Here is an 18,055-nt window from a genome sequence, read left to right as displayed (position 1 = left end):
GGGCGGCGCGTTTGTGACACTGGTGCGGTGAAGAGCCAAGACACCCCCTTCGAGGGAGGCCCGCTGGACGGGCGTGTGCTGCCCGTCCTGCTCGGTCTGACCGGACACCCGCCGAAGGTGTACCGCGTACCGGTACCGGACGCGGCCGGCGGCCCCCCGACCGTCCTCGTCTACCGCCGCGTCCAGGCGGGCCGGAGCAGGCGCCTGGGGCTGCACCAGGGATGGAAGTACGCGTTCGACCCCGAGGGCGGCGCGGGCCGCGCGCCCGGCGGACCGAAGTGGCCCTGGTCCGGGCCGCGCGCCAGGGGCGGCGACGCCACGCCGGAGTCCCACGCCGACGAGTGACCTTCTTGGGCCGAACCGGCTCACCGGGCGCGCACGCGGGACGCGCGCGCCCGATCCTGACCGGTGCGAGGTGGACGTACCACCGCCGCACCGGAGGTGATGAAGTGTCAGGACGCATCCTGCGCCTGGTCTGTACGGTCGCGGTGGCGACCGGGGCGCTGCTCGCGCCCGTACCCGCCGTGGCCGCCCCGGACCCCGGGCCCTCGGCGTCCGCGGGGGCCGGCGCGGGCGGTCCCGAAGTGCGGTCCACGGCGCGGTTGCTGACGAACCTCCAGCAGCGCTACCGGGAGGCCGAGCGCGCCACCGAGACGTACAACGCGACCGTGGAGAAGCTCGGGAGACAGCGGACCGAGGTCGCCCGGCTCGACGCGAGACTCGTCGGCGCCCGCCTCTCCCTGCACGACAGCCGCGGCGCGGCGGGGCGGCTGGCCCGGCAGCAGTACCAGAGCAGCAGCGGGATCTCCTCGTACCTACGGCTGCTGCTCACCCGCGATCCGCAGCGCGCGCTGGACGAGGGACAGGTGATCAGGCGGCTGTCCCGGGAGCGGGTCAAGGCCATGGACCGGCTGGCCGGGAGCGAGCGGCACACCGAGGGGCTGGCACGGCGGGCGCGCAAGGCCCTGGACGGTCAGCTCACCCTCGCCGCACGGCAGAAGAAGGAGCGCGACGCGGTCCGCGAGCGGCTGAAGGACGTCGAGAAACTGCTCGCCTCGCTCACCGCGGGGCAGCTCGCCGAACTCGACGCGCTGGAGAAGCGGGGGACGGAGGCGGCCCAGCGGAAACTGGTGACGTCCGGGGCGCTGAGCAGCGTACGGGCCCCCTCGCCGGAGGGCCGGGAGGCGGTGGAGTACGCCGTGAAGCAGCTCGGGAAGCCGTACCGATGGGGTGCCACGGGACCCGGGGCGTACGACTGTTCGGGGCTCACCTCACAGGCCTGGGACCACGCCGGGCAGCCCATTCCGCGCACCAGCCAGGAGCAGTGGGCGCGGCTGCCCCGGATCCCGCTGACCGAGCTGCGCCCCGGTGACCTGGTCGTCTACTTCCCCGAGGCCACACATGTCGCCATGTACATGGGGGACGGCTTGGTGGTGCAGGCGCCGCGGCCCGGGACGAAGATCAAGATCTCACCGATCGCCGCCAACCCGGTCCTGGGCGCCGTACGGCCGGACCCCGCCGGGAAGCCCGACGGGCAGTACGCACCGCCGGCGCCGCCATCGAGGGCGGACGACGGGCTGGACGGGAGCACCCGGTAGGGGCCGTCGTCCTGCCCTGTGGAGCGCGGCCTGCCCGGCGGGAGCGCGTCGTCCCGCCCGGCGGGGGCGCGTCGTCCGCCCGGCAGGGCGCGGCATCCGGCTCTCACCTGCGATAGCCGAGGAGGGTCATCATGCCGGACTCGGAGTGGTACTGGTTGTGGCAGTGGAGCATCCACAGTCCCGGGTTGTCGGCGTAGAAGTCGACGACGATCTTGCGGTGCGGCAGGACCACGGCGGTGTCCTTGCGTGCTCCGACCGCGCCGAGGCCGGTGAGGGCGAACGTGTGGCCGTGCAGATGCAGGGGGTGCCACATGTTGGTGGCGTTGATGAGGGACAGGCGGATCCGTTCGCCCTCGCGGATCGGATGACGGCGTTCCAGGGAGTACGGCTCGTGGTCGAAGGCCCAGTCGAACCTCCTCATGCTGCCGGTCAGCTTGACGCGCAGCCGGCGGTCCGGACCGGAGTCGTTGAGCGCCACGGACTCGTGCGGCCGCAGCCGTCGGGCCGGGACCACCTCGCCGTCGAGCTCGCGCGGGTGCACGGCGGGCTGGGGCAGGGTCCCGCTGGAGGTGCGCAGGACCGCCAGGGCCCGGGCGTTCTTGCCCTCGGCCAGCGCGACCAGCGGGAACATCCCGTCCTTGGCGGTGATCAGCACGTCGTAGCGTTCGGCCATGCCGATCAGCAGCGCGTCCGTCGTCTTGTGCTCGACCGGGTAGCCGTCCGTGTGGGTCACCGTCATCCGGTGGCCGCCCAGCGCCACCCGGAAGGCCGTGTCGCCCCCGGCGTTGATGATCCGCAGCCGGATGCGGTCCCCCGGGCGGGCCCGGAAGACCGAGGGAGCCTGCGGGATACGGCCGTTGACCAGGTAGTACGGGTAGTCGACGTTGCCGCCCTCGCTGCGCAGGATGCGACTGTGCGAGCCCCGCAGGATGCGCGAGGGGCCGGTGGAGTGGTCATGGCCCGACGACTGCGCGCCGCCCGCCGCGTCGTGGCCGGACCCGCTGTGCGCGCCGCCCTCCCCCATGTCCATCGGCGCGCCCCTGCCGCCGCGCAGCTGGGAGAGCACTCCCTCCGGGGTGGAGCCGCCCACGCCGTCCACCCAGTCGTCCAGGACGACGACCCACTCCTGGTCGTAGGACAGGGGTTCCCTGGGGTCCTCGACGATCAGGGGCGCGTACAGGCCCCGGTCGAGTTGCATGCCGGAGTGCGAGTGCAGCCAGTAGGTGCCCGCGTGCGCCATGGCGAAGCGGTAGGTGAAGTCCGCGCCGGGCTTGATGGAGTTCTGGGTCAGTCCCGGCACGCCGTCCATGTCGCACCGCATCCGGACCCCGTGCGAGTGCAGCGTCGTCTCCACCGGCAGGTGGTTGGCGACCGTGAGGGCGAGGATGTCGCCCTTGGTGACCCGGACCTCCTTGCCGGGCAGCGCGTCGCCGTACGCCCATGACCTGACGGTGCGTCCGCCCAGGTCGAGGGAGGTCTCGGCGGCGGTGAGCCGGAACTCCCGGACGGGGCCGGTGCCGCGTCTGCGCTCGGCGGCGAGGACCTCGGGATCGGAGGGGTTCACGAAGCCGCCGGGTCCCCTGGGTACGAAGCCACCGCCGCCCGCGTTGCCGGCGGCTCCGGCCCCCGACTGCGGGCCGGACCCCGAGTCGGAGCCGGAGCAGCCCGCCAGGACTCCCGAGCCGACGGCCACGATCGAGGCACCCAGCACGGTGCGCCGCTTATATGTGTGCATGGATGAATAACACACGTCTTGTCCGCATGTGTGCGAGAACTGGAGCGGCGTGTCCTGTCACCAGGGTGGTGAAGAATCGTTACTTCCCGGGCCCTCGCAGGCGCCGGCGCTCCTCGGAGGAGCGCCGGGAACCGCGCGGCCGAGCACGCTCGGCCCACACCGGGACGGGGCTCAGACCCCCGCGAGCGAGGCGAGGTACGCCTCCGTCTTCTCCGGCTCATAGAAGAAGTTCTCGAAGTCCGCCGGGTTGTCGAACCCGTTGGCGAAGCGGTGAGCGACCGGCTCGAGTTGGGTGCCGGCGCCGATCAGCTTGAGGACGTGCTCCGGCGGGACGCCCAGCATGGCGTTCGTCCACTTCGTCACGTGCTGGGCGGTGTCCCAGTAACGGTCGAAGGTGGAGCGCATCCAGGCCTCGTCGAACTCCTTCTCGCCGTGCTCCAGGATCGAGCCGAGGTACGCCGCCGCGCACTTCGAGGCGGAGTTGGAGCCCTGGCCGGTGATCGGGTCGTTCGCCACGACCACGTCGGCGACGCCCAGGACCAGGCCGCCGCCGGGGAGTCGGCCGACCGGGTTGCGGACGGTGGGGGCGTAACGGCCGGACAGCGTCGCGTTGGCGTCGGTCAGTTCGACCTTGGTGGCGCGCGCGTACTCCCACGGCACGAACCGCTCCATCAGCTCCAGCGTCAGGGAGAGGTGCTCGGCCGGGTCCTTGACGCCGTTGAAGACGTCGGCCGGGCCGCCGGGCACGCCCTCCCAGAAGAGGATGTCCGCGCGGCCGGAGGTGGTGAGCGTCGGCATGACGAAGAGCTCGCCGACACCGGGGACCAGGTTGCAGCGGACCGCGTCGTGGTCCGGGTGCTCCGGGCGCGGACCGAGACCGTGCACATAGGCGACGGCGAGGGCCCGCTGCGGCTGCGCGTACGGGGAACGGGAGGCGTCCCGGCCGAACATGGACACCAGTTCGCCCTTGCCCGCGGAGACCAGTACGAGGTCGTACGTACGGGCGAAGTAGTCGAGGTCGGAGACCGCCGCGCCGTGTATCACCAGCTGGCCGCCGCGCTGGGCGAACGTCTCCATCCAGCCGGCCATCTTCACCCGCTGGTCGACCGACTGGGCGTAGCCGTCGAGCCTGCCGACCCAGTCGATCGCGCGCTGCGAGGGGCCCGGGTCGAAGGAGCCGGGCGCGGCGACCGAGACGCCGAGACCCTCGATCCTCGGGGCCTGGGACTCCCAGAAGTTCAGCTGGAGATCGCGCTCGTGCTGGAGTGCCGTGTGGAACATGCACTGCGTCGACATGACCCGGCCCGTACGGATCTCGTCCGCCGTCCGGTTCGACATCAGGGTGACCTCGTACCCGTTCGACTGGAGGCCGAGGGCGAGCTGGAGTCCGGACTGGCCGGCTCCGACGACGAGTATCTTCCGCATGGGCGTCCTTACTCTGCGTACGTCTTATTCGGGGCTCGCGTCGAGCGCGTGCCCCACCAGCGCGAGGAGCGTCTCGACGACCGAGATCCGACGCCTGGCATCCATGATCATGACAGGTATGTGTGGAGGCACCGTGAGGGCCTCACGCACGTCGGCGGCGTCGAACGGCTCGCTGCCGTCGAAGTGGTTGACCGCGACGACGTAGGGAAGTCCGCAGCTCTCGAAGTAGTCGAGTGCCGGGAAACAGTCCTTGAGGCGGCGGGTGTCGGCCAGGACCACCGCGCCGATCGCGCCGCGCACCAGGTCGTCCCACATGAACCAGAAGCGCTGCTGCCCCGGTGTGCCGAAGAGGTAGAGCACCAGGTCGTCGTCGAGCGTGATGCGGCCGAAGTCCATGGCCACCGTGGTGGTCAGTTTCTCCGGTGTCGCGCTGAGGTCGTCGGTGTCCTCGCTGGCCTGGGTCATCAGCGCCTCCGTCTGGAGGGGCGTGATCTCGGAGACCGCCGTGACCAGCGTGGTCTTGCCCACGCCGAAACCGCCCGCCACGACGATCTTGGTGGCGATCGGGGCGCGGCTGCGGTCCGTCTGCCAGGCCTGGAGGTTCTCGTCGGACTCCGGCCCGGGCAGCGGCACCGGGGCGAGCGGCATCGGGGCCGTGGCGGGGAAGGCGGTTCGCGGCGCGCCCTCAGAGACGACGGAGTCCATTCAGCACCCTTTCCAGCAGAGCGCGGTCCGGCTGTCCCGGGCCGTGACCTGTTCCGTACACACGGATCTTTCCCTGGTCCGCCAGGTCGCTCAGGAGCACGCGGACCACGCCCAGCGGCATCCTGAGGAGGGCGGCGATCTCGGCCACCGTACGCATCCGGCGGCAGAGTTCGACGATGGCCCGCATCTCGGGCATCACCCGGGTCTCGAGCGACCCGTTGGTCAGTTCCCGGCGCTCCTCGGGGGCTTCGAGCGCCGCCACGAAGGTCTCGACGAGCAGCACGTGCCCGAAGCGGGTCCGGCCGCCGGTGAGCGAGTAGGGGCGGACCCGGGCGGGTTTGCGGTCGCTGCCGCGTATGGGGAGCTTGGGTGCGGAGGAAGAACTCACTGGGCACTCCCCGTCGGCTTGGCTTCTAGTGACTGGCGCAGTTCACTGCGGAGTTCGGGGGTCAGTACGTGGCCGGCGCGACCGACGAAGAGCGCCATGTGGTAGGCCACCACGCTCATGTCGCAGTCGGGGGCGCCGTGCACACCGAGCAGCGAACCGTCGCTGATCGACATCACGAAGAGACTGCCGTCGTCCATCGCGACCATGGTCTGTTTGACGCCGCCCGCCTCCATCAGCTTCGCGGCGCCGATGGTCAGGCTGCCGATGCCGGAGACGATGGTGGCGAGGTCCGCGGCGGACCCCTTGGGGCCGGTGGGGCGCTGCTCCGTCCCGGTGCGGGCCTCCGCGTTCCTGCCGGGGTCGGAGGAGAGCAGCAGCAGACCGTCGGAGGAGACGACCGCGACCGACAGGAGTCCCGGCACCTCCTCGACGAGGTTGGTCAGCAGCCAGTGCAGATTGCGGGCTTCGCTGCTCAGGCCGAAGGTACTGGGCGCGGTCAACTGCTTGCCTCCTCGACTGTGCCCCCCGATGCGTCTACTGCGTCCGGTGCCCGGTGCGGTGCGGTGGCCGGGCCGTCCGGCGCGCCGGGGGTGCGTGTCTGTGCCGTCTGTTCGGAGATCTCCGCCTCGACGTCGCGGCGGCCCTCCGTCGCACCCCGGTGGAAGCCGCCCAGTCTGCGCCGCAGCGCCTCGGCGTCCACCCCGCCGGCACGCGCCCGGGGGGCAGGCGCGGGGGCGGAGATCTTCGGTGTGCGCTTGGGCAGGCCCTTGTCGGTGACCCGCTCCGACTCGTCGTCCGGTGCGCGGTCGTGGACGTCGGGTCCGATGGTGTACGGGTCGGTGGCGGGCCGGGGGGAGGGCACGGTGGGCGGGGCGGGGGCCGCCGCGGCTGCGCGGGGTCCGTCCGCCGCCGTCGGTCCGTCCGCTCGCCATCGGTCCGTCCGTCCGCGTGACCGGGCCGCGTGACGGCGGTACCGGGCCGCGTGACGGCGGTACCGGCGCGTCTACCGGTGGCACCGGCGCCAGGACCATCGTGGTCTCGGAAGCCGACGGACCGGGTACGGGCGCGTCCTGCGCCCCTGCGTCCCGTACGGCCTCCTCCGCCGCGGCTATCAAGGGGTCCTCGTCCCCGGCCGCGGCGGCGGGAACGGCTTACCTGAGGGCCGAACGTCCGCGCAGGACATTGGAGTTGACCTCGGCGGCGGCCCCCGGAAGGGTCACCGTGGGGGCGGCGCCCGGAACGGGGGCGGTCGAGGGGACCGTGCTTAGGCTGGGGACGCGGACAGCAGCGTCTTCGGGAGGACGACCACCGCGGCGGTCCCGCCCTGCTTCTGCTCGCGCAGCTGTACGCGTACGCCGTGCCGGTGGGCGAGCCGCGCCACCACGTACAGGCCGAGCCCGAGTCCCTCGCCGCTCTCCTGGTCGTACGCGTCGTCCGGGTCGAACGCGGAGAGGCGGGCGTTGAGCTGGGTCATCCGCTCGGCCGCCATGCCGATGCCCTCGTCCTGCACGGAGAGCATGACCTCGCCGCTCTCCAGGAGCCAGCCGGAGACCTCGACGGGGAGGTCGGGCGGCGAGAACGACGAGGCGTTCTCCATGAGTTCGGCCAGCAGGTGCGAGAGGTCGTCCGCGGCGTAGCCGGCGAGGTGGGCGTGCGGCGGCAGGGCGGCGATACGGACCCGCTCGTACCGCTCGATCTCGCTGACCGCGGCGCGCACGACGTCGACGAGCGGGACCGGGCCCGTGTGGTGCTGGACGTGCTCGTGCCCGGCGAGGACCAGCAGGTTCTCGCTGTGGCGCCGCATCACGGTGGCGAAGTGGTCCAGCTTGAAGAGCGTGCCCAGCCGCTCCGGGTCCTGCTCGCGCTCCTCCAGCCCCTCGATGACACCGAGTTGCCGCTCGACCAGGCCGAGGGTGCGCAGCGCGAGGTTGACGAAGGTTCCGTGGATGGTGCCGCGCACCTGCTCCAAGTGGGAAGCGGCCTGCGCGAGTTCGGCCCGCAGCCGGTCGCGTTCGTCGGCCATCAGCCGGCGCTGCCCGACGAGGTGCTTGCGGTCCGCCTCGAGAGGTGTGAGCCGCTCGTGCAGCCCCGCGGCGTGCGCGTGCAGCGCGTTGACGGAGCGGACGACCTGGGCGAACTCGTCGTTGCGGCCGGTGAACCTGACCGGTTCCCCGGCCGCCGGGTCGGCGGCGAGGCGGGCCGATCCGATCCGCAGCACGGCCAGCGGGCGGGTGAGCGTGCGGGCCATCGCCATCGAGACGCCGACCGCGACCAGCAGCAGGGCGCCGATCAGGGCGATCCGGACCTCCAGCGCGGTGACGTCGTCGTCCCGCAGCAGTTCGAGGCCCTTGGTGCGGTGCTCGTAGAGGGAGGCCTCCGCGCCGCGCATCAGCTCGACCCGCGCGGAGAGCGCGGCGTCCGCCTTCTTCGCGCTGGTGTCGAGCTCGCCGTCGGAGAACGTCGGCTGGTCGGTGAGGCGGGCGAGGTACTTGTCGGCGGTGGTGACGTCCGGTCCGGTGACCGTCGAGTCGTAGGAGGTCTTGGCGGCCTTGGGCGCGGTCTCGCGGAAGTCGGCGAGGGCCGCGTCCGAGCGCAGCCGGGCCTGCTGGGCGGCGGCGCTGAGCGCGTCGCGCTGCTTGGCGCCGGCGGCCGACGAGCTGCTCGTGGTGGTCGGCAGACCGGTGAGCGGGTCGATGACCGTCCGGGTGGTGCGCGGGATGTCGAGAGCGGCCAGGAGCAGCCCGCGGGCGGCGGCGGACTGCTGGACGGCGGAGTCGAGTTCGGCGAGGGAGTGCGCGCCGGGGCCGGCCCGGGGCGGCAGCCGCTCGGCCAGGTCCTCGGCGAGCCCGTGCAGTCCGGTGATGACGGCGGAGTAGGCCTCGTGGGTCTCGAGAGCGCCGCTGTTGCCGGTGAGCGCCGCTCTGCGGACCGCGCCGATGCCGTCCAGGTCGGTCAGCAGCACGGGCGACGCGTCCTCGTCCGCCCGCAGCTCCGTGACCTGCCGGTCGACCCGGGCGCTGCGCTGCTCGGAAGGGGCCTTGGACTTGGGGCGCCCCGCGGCGATGTACGTGGTGACGTCGTCGCGCTCGTCGGCCAGCGCGTGGGCGAGCGTCAGCGCCTCCTGGGTCCGCTGCGCGAGCGTCACCAGGTTCTGGGAGTCGTTGAGCTGCTCCGAGGCCGCCATGACCGTGGGGGCTCCGGCGCCGGCGATGGCGGCCGCGACGACCGCCACGGCGACGATCAGCCGGTTACGCACGTGAGCGGCGCGGCCTTTGCCCGCGGAGGTGTCCCCCGCGGCCCCCGGCGTGCGTTCCGCGCCCCCCTCGGGGGCCGACTGCCTGCCTGTGCGCCGAGACCGCATCTTCTGCACCGGTGCTCGCATTCCTGACTCGTGTACCCAAGGGCCCGGGTGACGCTCCGTCAATGAAGGTGTCCGCCCTCCGCACGCCTTCGACTCGGCATGAGCAGGGGGTACCCCCCATCGGCTCCCGACCCTCCCAGTGCCGGTGGGCAGTGGTCCCGCATCATCTGACCCGCCACCCGAAGGAGTGAACCCCGGACGGGAGTTGGCGGGCAAGTTCCTCTGGCGCGTGCGCCCCCCTTGCGCGGCGGGCCGGTTGGACGTCGGCGGCGGGCTTTGGCAGTATTCGCCGCCACGCGTTCCCGGAGTCGATCATTCCATGCCAAACCAGGCGGCTGAGCTGCGGGTCCGTACCCGTTCGGCGACCGTTGCCAGCCTTTCGTGGACCTTGTGAAGAGCTCGTGCAGACTGGCTGGATGCGCACCGAACTCGTTTCCGAACCGGGCGACCCGGGCCGCCCCAATGAGGACTTCGCATCGGTCGGGCTCCCGGCCTCGGGACAGGGGGGTTCACTGGTCCTCCTCGACGGCGTGACGCCTCCACCGGGTGACGACGGATGTCTTCATTCCGTTGCCTGGTTCTCGGCACGGCTCGGCGGATCCCTGACCGAACTGTCCGTTTCCCGACGGGATCTCCCCCTGCCGGAGGTCCTTTCCCTGGCGATCCGGCGCACCGCCGAGGCCCACGCCGGCTCCTGTGACCTTTCTCACCCGCGTACGCCGCAGGCAACCGTGGTGGTCGCGCGGTGGTCCGCCGAACTGGTCGAGTACCTGGTCCTGTCGGACTCGGCCCTGCTGCTGGAGTCCCCCGCCGGGGAGGTGACACCGGTCCTGGACGGCCGCCTCGACCTCGTCCCGCGCGCCTGGCTCGCCACGGACGCGATCGCCGACGCGACGGTCCGCAACAAGGAGGGGGGCTTCTTCACGGCCGCCGCGGATCCGTCGGTGGCGGCACGGGCCGTGACGGGCGTGCTGCCGCGTGCGGAGGTGCGCGCGCTGGCCGCTCTCACGGACGGCGCGACCCGCTGGGTCGAGAAGTTCGGGGAGGGCGACTGGAGCGAGCTGTTCACGCTGCTCCGCAAGGAGGGCGGGCAGGCGCTCGTCGACCGCGTACGGACGCTGGAGCGCGACGACGCGGAGAACCGGGTGCGGCTGCGCCGGAGCAAGACGCACGACGACGCGACGGTGGTGTTCGTGGAGTACTGAACGGGGGCGCCGCGCACGGGGGCGGGCGACCGTCCGTCCTCCGCGCGGCGCAACGGACGGCGCCGGGGCCCACGGTCGCGAGACGCCAGGGGTCCCACAGCCACGAGACGCCAGCATGCCCACAGGCACGAGACGCCGGGGAGCCCCACAGCGGTGAGACGCCAGGGAGCCCCGCAGCCACGGGGCGCCGGGGTCCCCCGTCCCCCGTCCCCCGAGACGAGGGCGGAGCCGTGGAGCACCGCGGCACCCGCGATGGGCTGGTCCGGCCGCGGAGCGACCGGGGCCTACTTCTCCATGCCCTGGTTCAGCTGGTGCAGCAGCCGGGCGAGTTCGGCGACCTCGTGCGGGTCCCAGCCGACGAGCTCGCGGACGTACCGTGCCCGTCGTGCCTCCCGGACCCGGCGGAAGCGGTCCCGGCCCCCGTCGGTGAGGTGGACGAGCCAGGCGCGGCCGTCGGCCGGGTCGGGCTCGCGGGCGACGAGGCCGAGCTCCTCCAGAGCGCGGAGCTGACGGGACATCGTGGCCTTGCCGACCCCGATGTAGGCGGCCAGCTCCGTGGCGCGCTGGCGGCCGCACTCCTCCAGACGGAAGAGGAGCCCGTACGCCGAGGACTCCAGATCCGGGTGGACCTCGCGGGCCATCTCACCGGAATTGGCGCGGGCGCGTCGCAGGAAAACGGTCAACTCCCGCTCCAGTGCCGGGAATTCCTGGTCCACACCATTTTCCGACGCCTCGGATTCGACACGACGTCCGTCGCCGTTTGCGCCCTCGTGCACGTCAGCACCCCTGACCCGGTTTCCCGATCCTGAAAGTCTCTGCCAAAAGTCGCCGTTGTCGCAGCTCCGCCAGTATTTCGCAGGCATAGGCCAACGGCAGCCTCCGGGCCCTCTTCCCCGCGGCCTTCCCCGCGCCCAGCTTCTTCGACGGACAGATACTGGCATGGGCACGCCATCAATAGGTCGACGAAGGCCTCGGGCGTGCTCGACATCGAGTGGAACCCGTACGGCGGCGCCTGCTACGGCAGGACCCAGAGCAGCGCGCACGACCGGCCGCAGGCGCTCGCCAACGGATGAGCGCCCGGACAGGGGAACGCCCGGGCTCCCTCACGGGCCCGGGCCTTCCCCGTCCGGACGGACCGGCGGCGTCCGTCACGCCGCCACCGGCACCTCCGGGGTCGCACCGCTGGTCGCCGGGGTCAGCGCCAGCTCCAGCACCTGCCGGACGTCCGTCACGGCGTGCACGTCGAGCTTCTCCAGGACCTCCGCGGGGACGTCGTCCAGGTCGGGCTCGTTGCGCTTCGGGATCACGACCGTCGTCACCCCGGCCCGGTGGGCGGCCAGCAGCTTCTGCTTGACGCCGCCGATCGGCAGCACCCGGCCGGTCAGCGAGACCTCACCGGTCATCGCCACGTCCGTACGGACCGGCCGCCCGCTGAGCAGCGACGCGAGGGCCGTCGTCATGGTCACGCCCGCGCTCGGACCGTCCTTGGGGACGGCGCCCGCCGGGAAGTGGATGTGCACGCCCCGGTCCTTCAGATCGCCGACCGGCAGTTCCAGCTCGGCTCCGTGCGACCGCAGGAAGCTCAGCGCGATCTGCGCCGACTCCTTCATCACGTCACCCAGCTGACCGGTCAGGGTCAGACCCGCCGCGCCCGTCTCCGGGTCGGCGAGCGACGCCTCCACGTAGAGGACGTCACCGCCCGCGCCCGTGACGGCCAGACCGGTGGCGACACCGGGCACCGCGGTACGGCGCTCGGCCGGGTCCTGGGCCGACTCGGGCACGTGGTGCGGCCGTCCGAGCAACCCGCGCAGATCGGCGTCGGTCACCGTGAACGGCAGCTCCCGCTCGCCGAGTTCATGCTGCGCCGCGATCTTGCGGAGCAGCCGGGCGACGGCCCGCTCCAGGTTGCGGACGCCCGCTTCCCGGGTGTACTCCCCGGCGAGCTTGCGCAGCGCGCTCTCGTCGAGCGTGACCTCGTCCTTCGCCAGACCCGCCCGCTCCAGCTGCCGCTGCAGCAGGTGGTCACGGGCGATGACGACCTTCTCGTCCTCGGTGTACCCGTCGAGCCTGACCAGCTCCATACGGTCGAGCAGGGCCTCCGGGATGGCTTCGAGCACGTTGGCCGTCGCCAGGAACACCACGTCGCTCAGGTCGAGCTCGACCTCCAGGTAGTGGTCCCGGAAGGTGTGGTTCTGCGCGGGGTCGAGGACCTCCAGCAGGGCCGCGGCCGGGTCGCCCCGGAAGTCGGAGCCCACCTTGTCGATCTCGTCCAGCAGGACCACCGGGTTCATGGACCCGGCCTCCTTGATGGCGCGGACGATACGGCCGGGCAGGGCGCCGACGTAGGTACGCCGGTGGCCGCGGATCTCGGCCTCGTCCCGGACGCCGCCGAGGGCGACCCGGACGAACTTCCGGCCCATCGCGTGCGCGACGGACTCGCCGAGCGAGGTCTTGCCGACGCCGGGCGGTCCGACCAGCGCGAGCACGGCACCGCCGCGCCGCCCGCCGACCACGCCGAGCCCGCGCTCGGAACGCCGCTTGCGCACGGCGAGGTACTCGGTGATGCGTTCCTTCACGTCGTCGAGTCCGGCGTGCTCGGCGTCCAGGACGGCCTTGGCGCCCTGGATGTCGTACGCGCCGGTGTCGTCGGTCCGTTCGTTCCACGGCAGTTCCAGCACCGTGTCGAGCCAGGTGCGGATCCAGGAGCCCTCGGGCGACTGGTCACTGGACCGCTCCAGCTTGTCGACCTCCTTGAGGGCGGCCTCGCGGACCTTCTCGGGAAGGTCGGCGGCCTCGACGCGGGTCCGGTAGTCGTCCGACTCCTCGCCCTCCTTGGCGTCGCCGTTCAGCTCGCGCAGCTCCTTGCGGACCGCTTCCAGCTGGCGCCGCAGCAGGAACTCGCGCTGCTGCTTGTCGACGCCCTCCTGGACGTCCTTGGCGATGGACTCGGCGACGTCCTGCTCGGCGAGGTGCTCACGCAGCTGCTCGGTGGCGAGCTTCAGCCGGGCCACCGGGTCGGCGGTCTCCAGCAGCGTGACCTTCTGCTCGGTGCTCAGGAACGGGGAGTAACCGGAGTTGTCGGCGAGCGCGGACACGTCGTCGATGGCCTGTACGCGGTCCACGACCTGCCAGGCGGCGCGCTTGCGCAGCCAGCTGGTGGCGAGGGCCTTGTACTCCTTGACCAGTTCGGTGACATGACCGGGCAACGGGTCGGGCACGGTCTCGTCGACCTGGGTGCCCTCGACCCACAGTGCGGCACCGGGACCGGTCGTCCCGGCACCGATCTTCACGCGTCCACGGCCGCGGATCAGCGCGCCCGGGTCGCCGTCGGCCAGCCGGCCGACCTGCTCGACGGTGCCGAGCACACCGGTGCTCGGGTACGCCCCGTCGATGCGTGGCACCAGCAGCACCCGCGGCTTGCCGGGCTCCGACCGCGCGGCGGCCTGGGCAGCCTCCACCGCGGCACGCACATCGGCGTCGTTCAGGTCCAGCGGAACCACCATCCCGGGCAGCACGACCTCGTCGTCGAGCGGCAGCACGGGCAGGGTGAGCGATGTGGACGTCGAAGCCATGATCTTCCCTCCGGCAGTCAAGTTGAGCTACATCGACTCAATGCACGTGAGCCCCCGATTGTTCCCCCGGGCCTGTTCGCTCTGAGCGATCACTCGGCCACCCCCGGGGCTACGGGAATCCGCACAGGTCAGCGCGGTCCTCGACGCGCCGATGGGGCGGCCGGGAGTGCTCCCGGCCGGGGCTTACCGCAAGAACCCCCGCGCGCCGCGCCCTGTTCCCGCGGGGCTCCTGGGGGCGACGGTCAGGTCCTGGGCGGCGAGGGTGCCGGGCGCCTGGGCGGCCCGGACGGCGGGGTCGGCCGTGTCGCGGCCCCCGCGCCCGTCCGCGCCGGCCCGGTGCCGGCGCCGTATCAGCGGCCAGGTCGAGACCCCGACCGCCAGGGACAGCAGGTGTCCCCAGTCGGTCATCGGGTCCCGGAACGCGATCAGGTCGCCGGCCAGCACCCCCGCGAAGCCGATCAGCAGCGGCCAGCGCAGCCACGGCGTCAGCAGCCCGGCGAGGGCACCGACGCTCGCGGCGACACCGAAGCTGATGCCGTAGTCGAGACGGTGCAGGGAACTGCCGGGAAGGTGTCCGGCCAGCACCGACAGGCCGACGGGCACCTCGGTGGCCAGCGTGGCCACGACATGGCCGAGCAGGAAGACACCCGCCGCCCGCAGTCCGCCTATGCGCCGCTCCAGCGCGGTCAGTACGAGCACGAACCCGGCCGCGTACATCGACGCGACCCCGCCCGCGATCCACAGCGCGCTGGCCAGCAGCACCAGCACCGGATGGCGCGCGAGGTGCGCCACGTCCGTGCTGGAGCCCTGCTGGAGGGCGTGGACGAGGGAGGGGGCCGCGTGGTCCGCGGTCACCGACACGACGGCGAGGACCGCCGCGTACCCGAAGGTGAAGGGCGTGCCGGTGGGGGTGGGGAGCAGCCGCCAGGGCCGCAGCGCGCTTGTCCGGGCGCGGGCGAGGGCACGGGTGCGGGCGCGAGAGGCGGGCGGGCGGGGTGCGGATGTCTCCGTGACCGCGTCGCCGCGCTGTCGCGGCATGCCGTCCAGCACGGACGTGCCGGCTTCCGCGTTCTCGGGCGTGGCGTCCGACGGGGAGGTGGTGGCCGCCGCGGTCGTGCTCCGGTCCAAGGTGGAGGGCTCCTTCCGTCCCCACCCACCCTTGGGTGTCCCACGCGCCACTGTCTATGACCGACGCCACCCGCGGGGGGATTCACAGCAAGCCCGCATCCGCGTATGCGGTCCATATGTAGGGAGGACCCCGCGCCCGGGGATCGTTCCCGCCGCGCGTCCGGGCGGACTGCCAGGATGGGAGCCATGACGGCTCCGTACGACACCCCCGTAGTCATCGACCGCAGGGAAGGCCCGTACGGCGAGGTCGTGTTGCGGCGCCACGGCGCACTGCTGCAGATCATCGCCAACGGATGCTTCCTGATGGACACCTCGGACGGCCGCTCGGAGCGGCTGCTCGTCGACGCCGCGTACGACGCCCTCGACGGACGCCCGGAGCCGGACCTCCTGATCGGCGGACTCGGCGTCGGGTTCTCGCTCGCCCACGCGGCGGCGGACCGGCGCTGGGGGCGCATCAGCGTCGTCGAACGCGAGCGGGCCATCGTCGACTGGCACCGTGACGGTCCGCTGGCCGGGCTCTCCGCGCGGGCGTTCGCCGATCCGCGCACCGAGATCGTGGAGGCCGATCTGTCCACTCACCTACGTGAGACATCCGCCACGTACGACGCGCTCTGCCTGGACATCGACAACGGCCCCGACTGGACCGTCACGGAGGACAACGACAGCCTGTACGGACCGGCCGGACTCGCGGACTGCGCGCGGGTGTTGAGGCCCGGCGGAGTGCTCGCCGTATGGTCCGCCCGGCCCTCTCCGGAATTTGAAGGAAGCTTGCGGAATGCCGGATTCCGACGGGTGCGTACCGAAGAGATCCCGGTTGCCCGGGGCGTTCCGGACGTCGTCCACCTCGCGACAGGGCCTGGATAGCCGAGCGCAGCCGACTGCCCTTACGCTGCTCCCCTGGCGCGGATCATTCAAGCGTCAAGCGCAGTCATGGGATCACCCCACGGATTCCGGAAAGCACACATCAGGGGCGGGCGATGGAGCAGACCCACACATCCCACAACGGCACGGCGGCGACGCCGGGCGCTCAGCGCCGGGTGCTGGTGGTCGAGGACGACCCGACGATCGTCGACGCCATCGCGGCCCGTCTGCGAGCCGAGGGGTTCCTCGTGCAAACCGCGGGCGACGGACCGGCCGCCGTCGACACGGCGGAGGCCTGGCAGCCGGACCTGCTGATCCTCGACATCATGCTGCCCGGCTTCGACGGCCTGGAGGTGTGCCGGCGGGTCCAGGCCCAGCGCCCGGTACCGGTGCTGATGCTCACCGCGCGCGACGACGAGACCGACATGCTGGTCGGTCTCGGCGTGGGCGCCGACGACTACATGACCAAGCCGTTCTCGATGCGGGAGCTGGCCGCGCGCGTGCACGTCCTGCTGCGCCGGGTCGAGCGGGCGGTGGTGGCGGCCTCGACGCCGCGCAGCGGCATCCTGCGCCTCGGCGAGCTGGAGATCGACCACGCGCAGCGCCGGGTGCGGGTGCGCTCGGAGGACGTGCACCTCACCCCCACCGAGTTCGACCTGCTGGTCTGCCTCGCCAACACGCCGCGCGCGGTACTCTCCCGCGAGCAGTTGCTGGCCGAGGTCTGGGACTGGGCGGACGCTTCGGGAACCCGGACCGTGGACAGCCACATCAAGGCGCTGCGCCGGAAGATCGGCGCCGAGCGGATCCGCACCGTGCACGGTGTGGGCTATGCGCTGGAGACCCCGACTCCCTGAGCGGGGCCCGCGCGAGGACCTGTCTGAGGGGGCTGATCTCATGAGCGGACCGGGAGAGCGCGGAAACGCCGGGCCCTGGGGCTCCGTGCGCCCCTTCTCGATCAAGACGAAGCTGGGCACGCTGGTCGTGGTCTCGGTCTTCATCACCACCGGTCTGCTGATGATCGCGGTGCGCACCGAGACGGAGCTGCGCTTCATCACGGTCTTCTCGATGATCGCCACCCTCCTGATCACACAGTTCGTGGCGCACTCGCTCACCGCGCCGCTGGACGAGATGAACACGGTCGCCCGGTCCATCTCGCACGGCGACTACACGCGCCGGGTCAGCGACAGCCGCCGCGACGAGCTGGGCGACCTGGCCCAGACGATCAATCTCATGGCCGACGAGCTGGAGGCCCAGGACCGCCAGCGCAAGGAACTCGTGGCGAACGTCTCGCACGAGCTGCGCACCCCCATCGCGGCTCTGCGCGCGGTCCTGGAGAACGTCGTGGACGGCGTCTCCGCCGCCGACCCCGAGACGATGCGTACGGCCCTGAAGCAGACGGAGCGGCTGGGCCGGCTGGTCGAGACGCTGCTGGACCTCTCCCGGCTCGACAACGGCGTCGTACCGCTGCGCAAGCGCCGTTTCGAGGTGTGGCCGTACCTGTCGGGCGTACTGAAGGAGGCCAACATGGTCGCCTCCGCGCGCGCGGGACTCGCGTCGGGCTCCGGCAACCACACCCGCACCGACGTCCACCTGCACCTCGACGTCTCGCCGCCGGAGCTGACCGCGCACGCCGACCCGGAGCGCATCCACCAGGTCGTCGCCAATCTCATCGACAACGCGGTCAAGCACAGCCCGCCGCACGGCCGGGTCACCGTCAAGGCCCGCCGGGGCGATCTCCCCGAGTCGCTGGCGCTGGAGGTCCTGGACGAGGGCCCCGGCATTCCGCAGTCGGAGTGGCACCGCGTCTTCGAGCGGTTCAACCGGGGCGGGGTGCCCGCGCCCCACGGGCCCGGCAGCGACGGCGGTACGGGCCTGGGGCTCGCCATCGCCCGCTGGGCGGTCGATCTGCACGGCGGCCGGATCGGCGTGGCCGAATCCCAGCGGGGCTGCCGGATCCAGGTCACCCTTCCGGGCCTTCCCTCTCTGCCAAGTTGACGTAAAGTTCGAACCGGAGCCACAAGATCCATCCGCGTCCGTCGCTCGTGGACACGTGTGATCAGGCAGAGGGCCGCGCGAC

At 72.2% G+C, this 18,055-nt stretch carries 16 protein-coding genes; 6 read left to right on the top strand and 10 right to left on the bottom strand.

Features of this window, described 5'->3' with window-relative positions; all coding sequences use genetic code 11:
* The first annotated feature begins 27 nt into the window (after positions 1-27).
* Together HEP85_RS26755 and HEP85_RS26750 are read left to right on the top strand one after the other, a co-directional pair.
* Entirely contained in the window at positions 28-345 is a 318-nt protein-coding gene (locus HEP85_RS26755; RefSeq protein WP_168530204.1) for a hypothetical protein, read from the top strand.
* Positions 346-449: 104 nt separating this feature from the next.
* Positions 450-1,598, top strand: coding sequence for an NlpC/P60 family protein (locus HEP85_RS26750; RefSeq protein ID WP_168530203.1), 1,149 nt, complete (start codon positions 450-452; stop codon positions 1,596-1,598).
* 103 nt (positions 1,599-1,701) lie between these two features.
* Here the strand turns inward: HEP85_RS26750 and HEP85_RS26745 are convergent, their stop codons facing one another.
* The 7 genes from HEP85_RS26745 to HEP85_RS26715 all read right to left on the bottom strand — a co-directional run bounded on the left by HEP85_RS26745 (position 1,702) and on the right by HEP85_RS26715 (position 9,107).
* A complete protein-coding gene (locus tag HEP85_RS26745; protein WP_168530202.1) occupies positions 1,702-3,333 on the bottom strand; it encodes a multicopper oxidase family protein in 1,632 nt (543 codons plus the stop codon).
* A 171-nt stretch (positions 3,334-3,504) separates the two neighbouring features.
* Entirely contained in the window at positions 3,505-4,758 is a 1,254-nt protein-coding gene (locus HEP85_RS26740; RefSeq protein ID WP_168530201.1) for a styrene monooxygenase/indole monooxygenase family protein, read from the bottom strand.
* Positions 4,759-4,782: 24 nt separating this feature from the next.
* A complete protein-coding gene (locus tag HEP85_RS26735) occupies positions 4,783-5,406 on the bottom strand; it encodes an ATP/GTP-binding protein (protein WP_168534045.1) in 624 nt (207 codons plus the stop codon).
* A gap of 37 nt (positions 5,407-5,443) precedes the next feature.
* Complete coding sequence (locus HEP85_RS26730) at positions 5,444-5,851, bottom strand: DUF742 domain-containing protein (RefSeq protein ID WP_168530200.1); 408 nt, start codon at positions 5,849-5,851, stop codon at positions 5,444-5,446.
* Entirely contained in the window at positions 5,848-6,351 is a 504-nt protein-coding gene (locus tag HEP85_RS26725; protein WP_168530199.1) for a roadblock/LC7 domain-containing protein, read from the bottom strand. Before HEP85_RS26725 ends, HEP85_RS26730 begins: the two co-directional genes overlap by 4 nt.
* Positions 6,348-6,713 carry a hypothetical protein gene (locus HEP85_RS26720; protein WP_369657850.1) on the bottom strand — a complete coding sequence of 122 codons (366 nt, stop codon included), beginning with the start codon at positions 6,711-6,713 and terminating at the stop codon, positions 6,348-6,350. Before HEP85_RS26720 ends, HEP85_RS26725 begins: the two co-directional genes overlap by 4 nt.
* 402 nt (positions 6,714-7,115) lie before the next feature.
* A complete protein-coding gene (locus tag HEP85_RS26715) occupies positions 7,116-9,107 on the bottom strand; it encodes a nitrate- and nitrite sensing domain-containing protein (RefSeq protein WP_369657849.1) in 1,992 nt (663 codons plus the stop codon).
* Positions 9,108-9,628: 521 nt separating this feature from the next.
* On the opposite strand from HEP85_RS26715, the gene HEP85_RS26710 reads away from it, so the two are divergent.
* Entirely contained in the window at positions 9,629-10,417 is a 789-nt protein-coding gene (locus HEP85_RS26710) for a protein phosphatase 2C domain-containing protein (RefSeq protein ID WP_168530198.1), read from the top strand.
* Between the two features lie 284 nt (positions 10,418-10,701).
* Here the strand turns inward: HEP85_RS26710 and HEP85_RS26705 are convergent, their stop codons facing one another.
* From HEP85_RS26705 to HEP85_RS26695, 3 genes are all read right to left on the bottom strand, one after another.
* The gene (locus HEP85_RS26705; protein ID WP_168530197.1) at positions 10,702-11,193 is read right to left on the bottom strand and encodes a MarR family winged helix-turn-helix transcriptional regulator; all 492 of its coding nucleotides are present in this window, start codon (positions 11,191-11,193) and stop codon (positions 10,702-10,704) included.
* A gap of 372 nt (positions 11,194-11,565) precedes the next feature.
* A complete protein-coding gene (lon, locus tag HEP85_RS26700; RefSeq protein ID WP_168530196.1) occupies positions 11,566-13,989 on the bottom strand; it encodes an endopeptidase La in 2,424 nt (807 codons plus the stop codon).
* A gap of 183 nt (positions 13,990-14,172) precedes the next feature.
* Positions 14,173-15,117 carry a rhomboid-like protein gene (locus tag HEP85_RS26695; RefSeq protein WP_369657848.1) on the bottom strand — a complete coding sequence of 315 codons (945 nt, stop codon included), beginning with the start codon at positions 15,115-15,117 and terminating at the stop codon, positions 14,173-14,175.
* Between the two features lie 186 nt (positions 15,118-15,303).
* Here HEP85_RS26695 and HEP85_RS26690 point away from each other — a divergent pair, with 186 nt between their 5' ends.
* The 3 genes from HEP85_RS26690 (at position 15,304) to HEP85_RS26680 (ending at position 17,973) form a co-directional block, all read left to right on the top strand.
* A complete protein-coding gene (locus HEP85_RS26690) occupies positions 15,304-15,981 on the top strand; it encodes a spermidine synthase (protein WP_168530195.1) in 678 nt (225 codons plus the stop codon).
* Positions 15,982-16,094: 113 nt separating this feature from the next.
* Entirely contained in the window at positions 16,095-16,832 is a 738-nt protein-coding gene (locus HEP85_RS26685; protein ID WP_054236710.1) for a response regulator transcription factor, read from the top strand.
* 40 nt (positions 16,833-16,872) lie between these two features.
* The gene (locus tag HEP85_RS26680) at positions 16,873-17,973 is read left to right on the top strand and encodes an ATP-binding protein (protein WP_168530194.1); all 1,101 of its coding nucleotides are present in this window, start codon (positions 16,873-16,875) and stop codon (positions 17,971-17,973) included.
* The last annotated feature ends 82 nt before the right edge of the window (positions 17,974-18,055 follow it).

This window comes from Streptomyces sp. RPA4-2, assembly GCF_012273515.2.
Lineage (GTDB): Bacteria > Actinomycetota > Actinomycetes > Streptomycetales > Streptomycetaceae > Streptomyces > Streptomyces kaempferi.
The sequence above is the reverse complement of the archived record's forward strand: the minus strand, read 5'-3'. Positions and strand labels throughout refer to the sequence as shown.

Bases quoted from the DNA above. Each gene is read 5' to 3' on its own strand.
- HEP85_RS26745 (WP_168530202.1), bottom strand. From the start codon at position 3,333: ATGCACACATATAAGCGGCGCACCGTGCTGGGTGCCTCGATCGTGGCC.
- HEP85_RS26740 (WP_168530201.1), bottom strand. From the start codon at position 4,758: ATGCGGAAGATACTCGTCGTCGGAGCCGGCCAGTCCGGACTCCAGCTC.
- HEP85_RS26735 (WP_168534045.1), bottom strand. From the start codon at position 5,406: ATGCCGCTCGCCCCGGTGCCGCTGCCCGGGCCGGAGTCCGACGAGAAC.
- HEP85_RS26710 (WP_168530198.1), top strand. From the start codon at position 9,629: ATGCGCACCGAACTCGTTTCCGAACCGGGCGACCCGGGCCGCCCCAAT.
- lon (WP_168530196.1), bottom strand. From the start codon at position 13,989: ATGGCTTCGACGTCCACATCGCTCACCCTGCCCGTGCTGCCGCTCGAC.
- HEP85_RS26690 (WP_168530195.1), top strand. From the start codon at position 15,304: ATGACGGCTCCGTACGACACCCCCGTAGTCATCGACCGCAGGGAAGGC.
- HEP85_RS26685 (WP_054236710.1), top strand. From the start codon at position 16,095: ATGGAGCAGACCCACACATCCCACAACGGCACGGCGGCGACGCCGGGC.
- HEP85_RS26680 (WP_168530194.1), top strand. From the start codon at position 16,873: ATGAGCGGACCGGGAGAGCGCGGAAACGCCGGGCCCTGGGGCTCCGTG.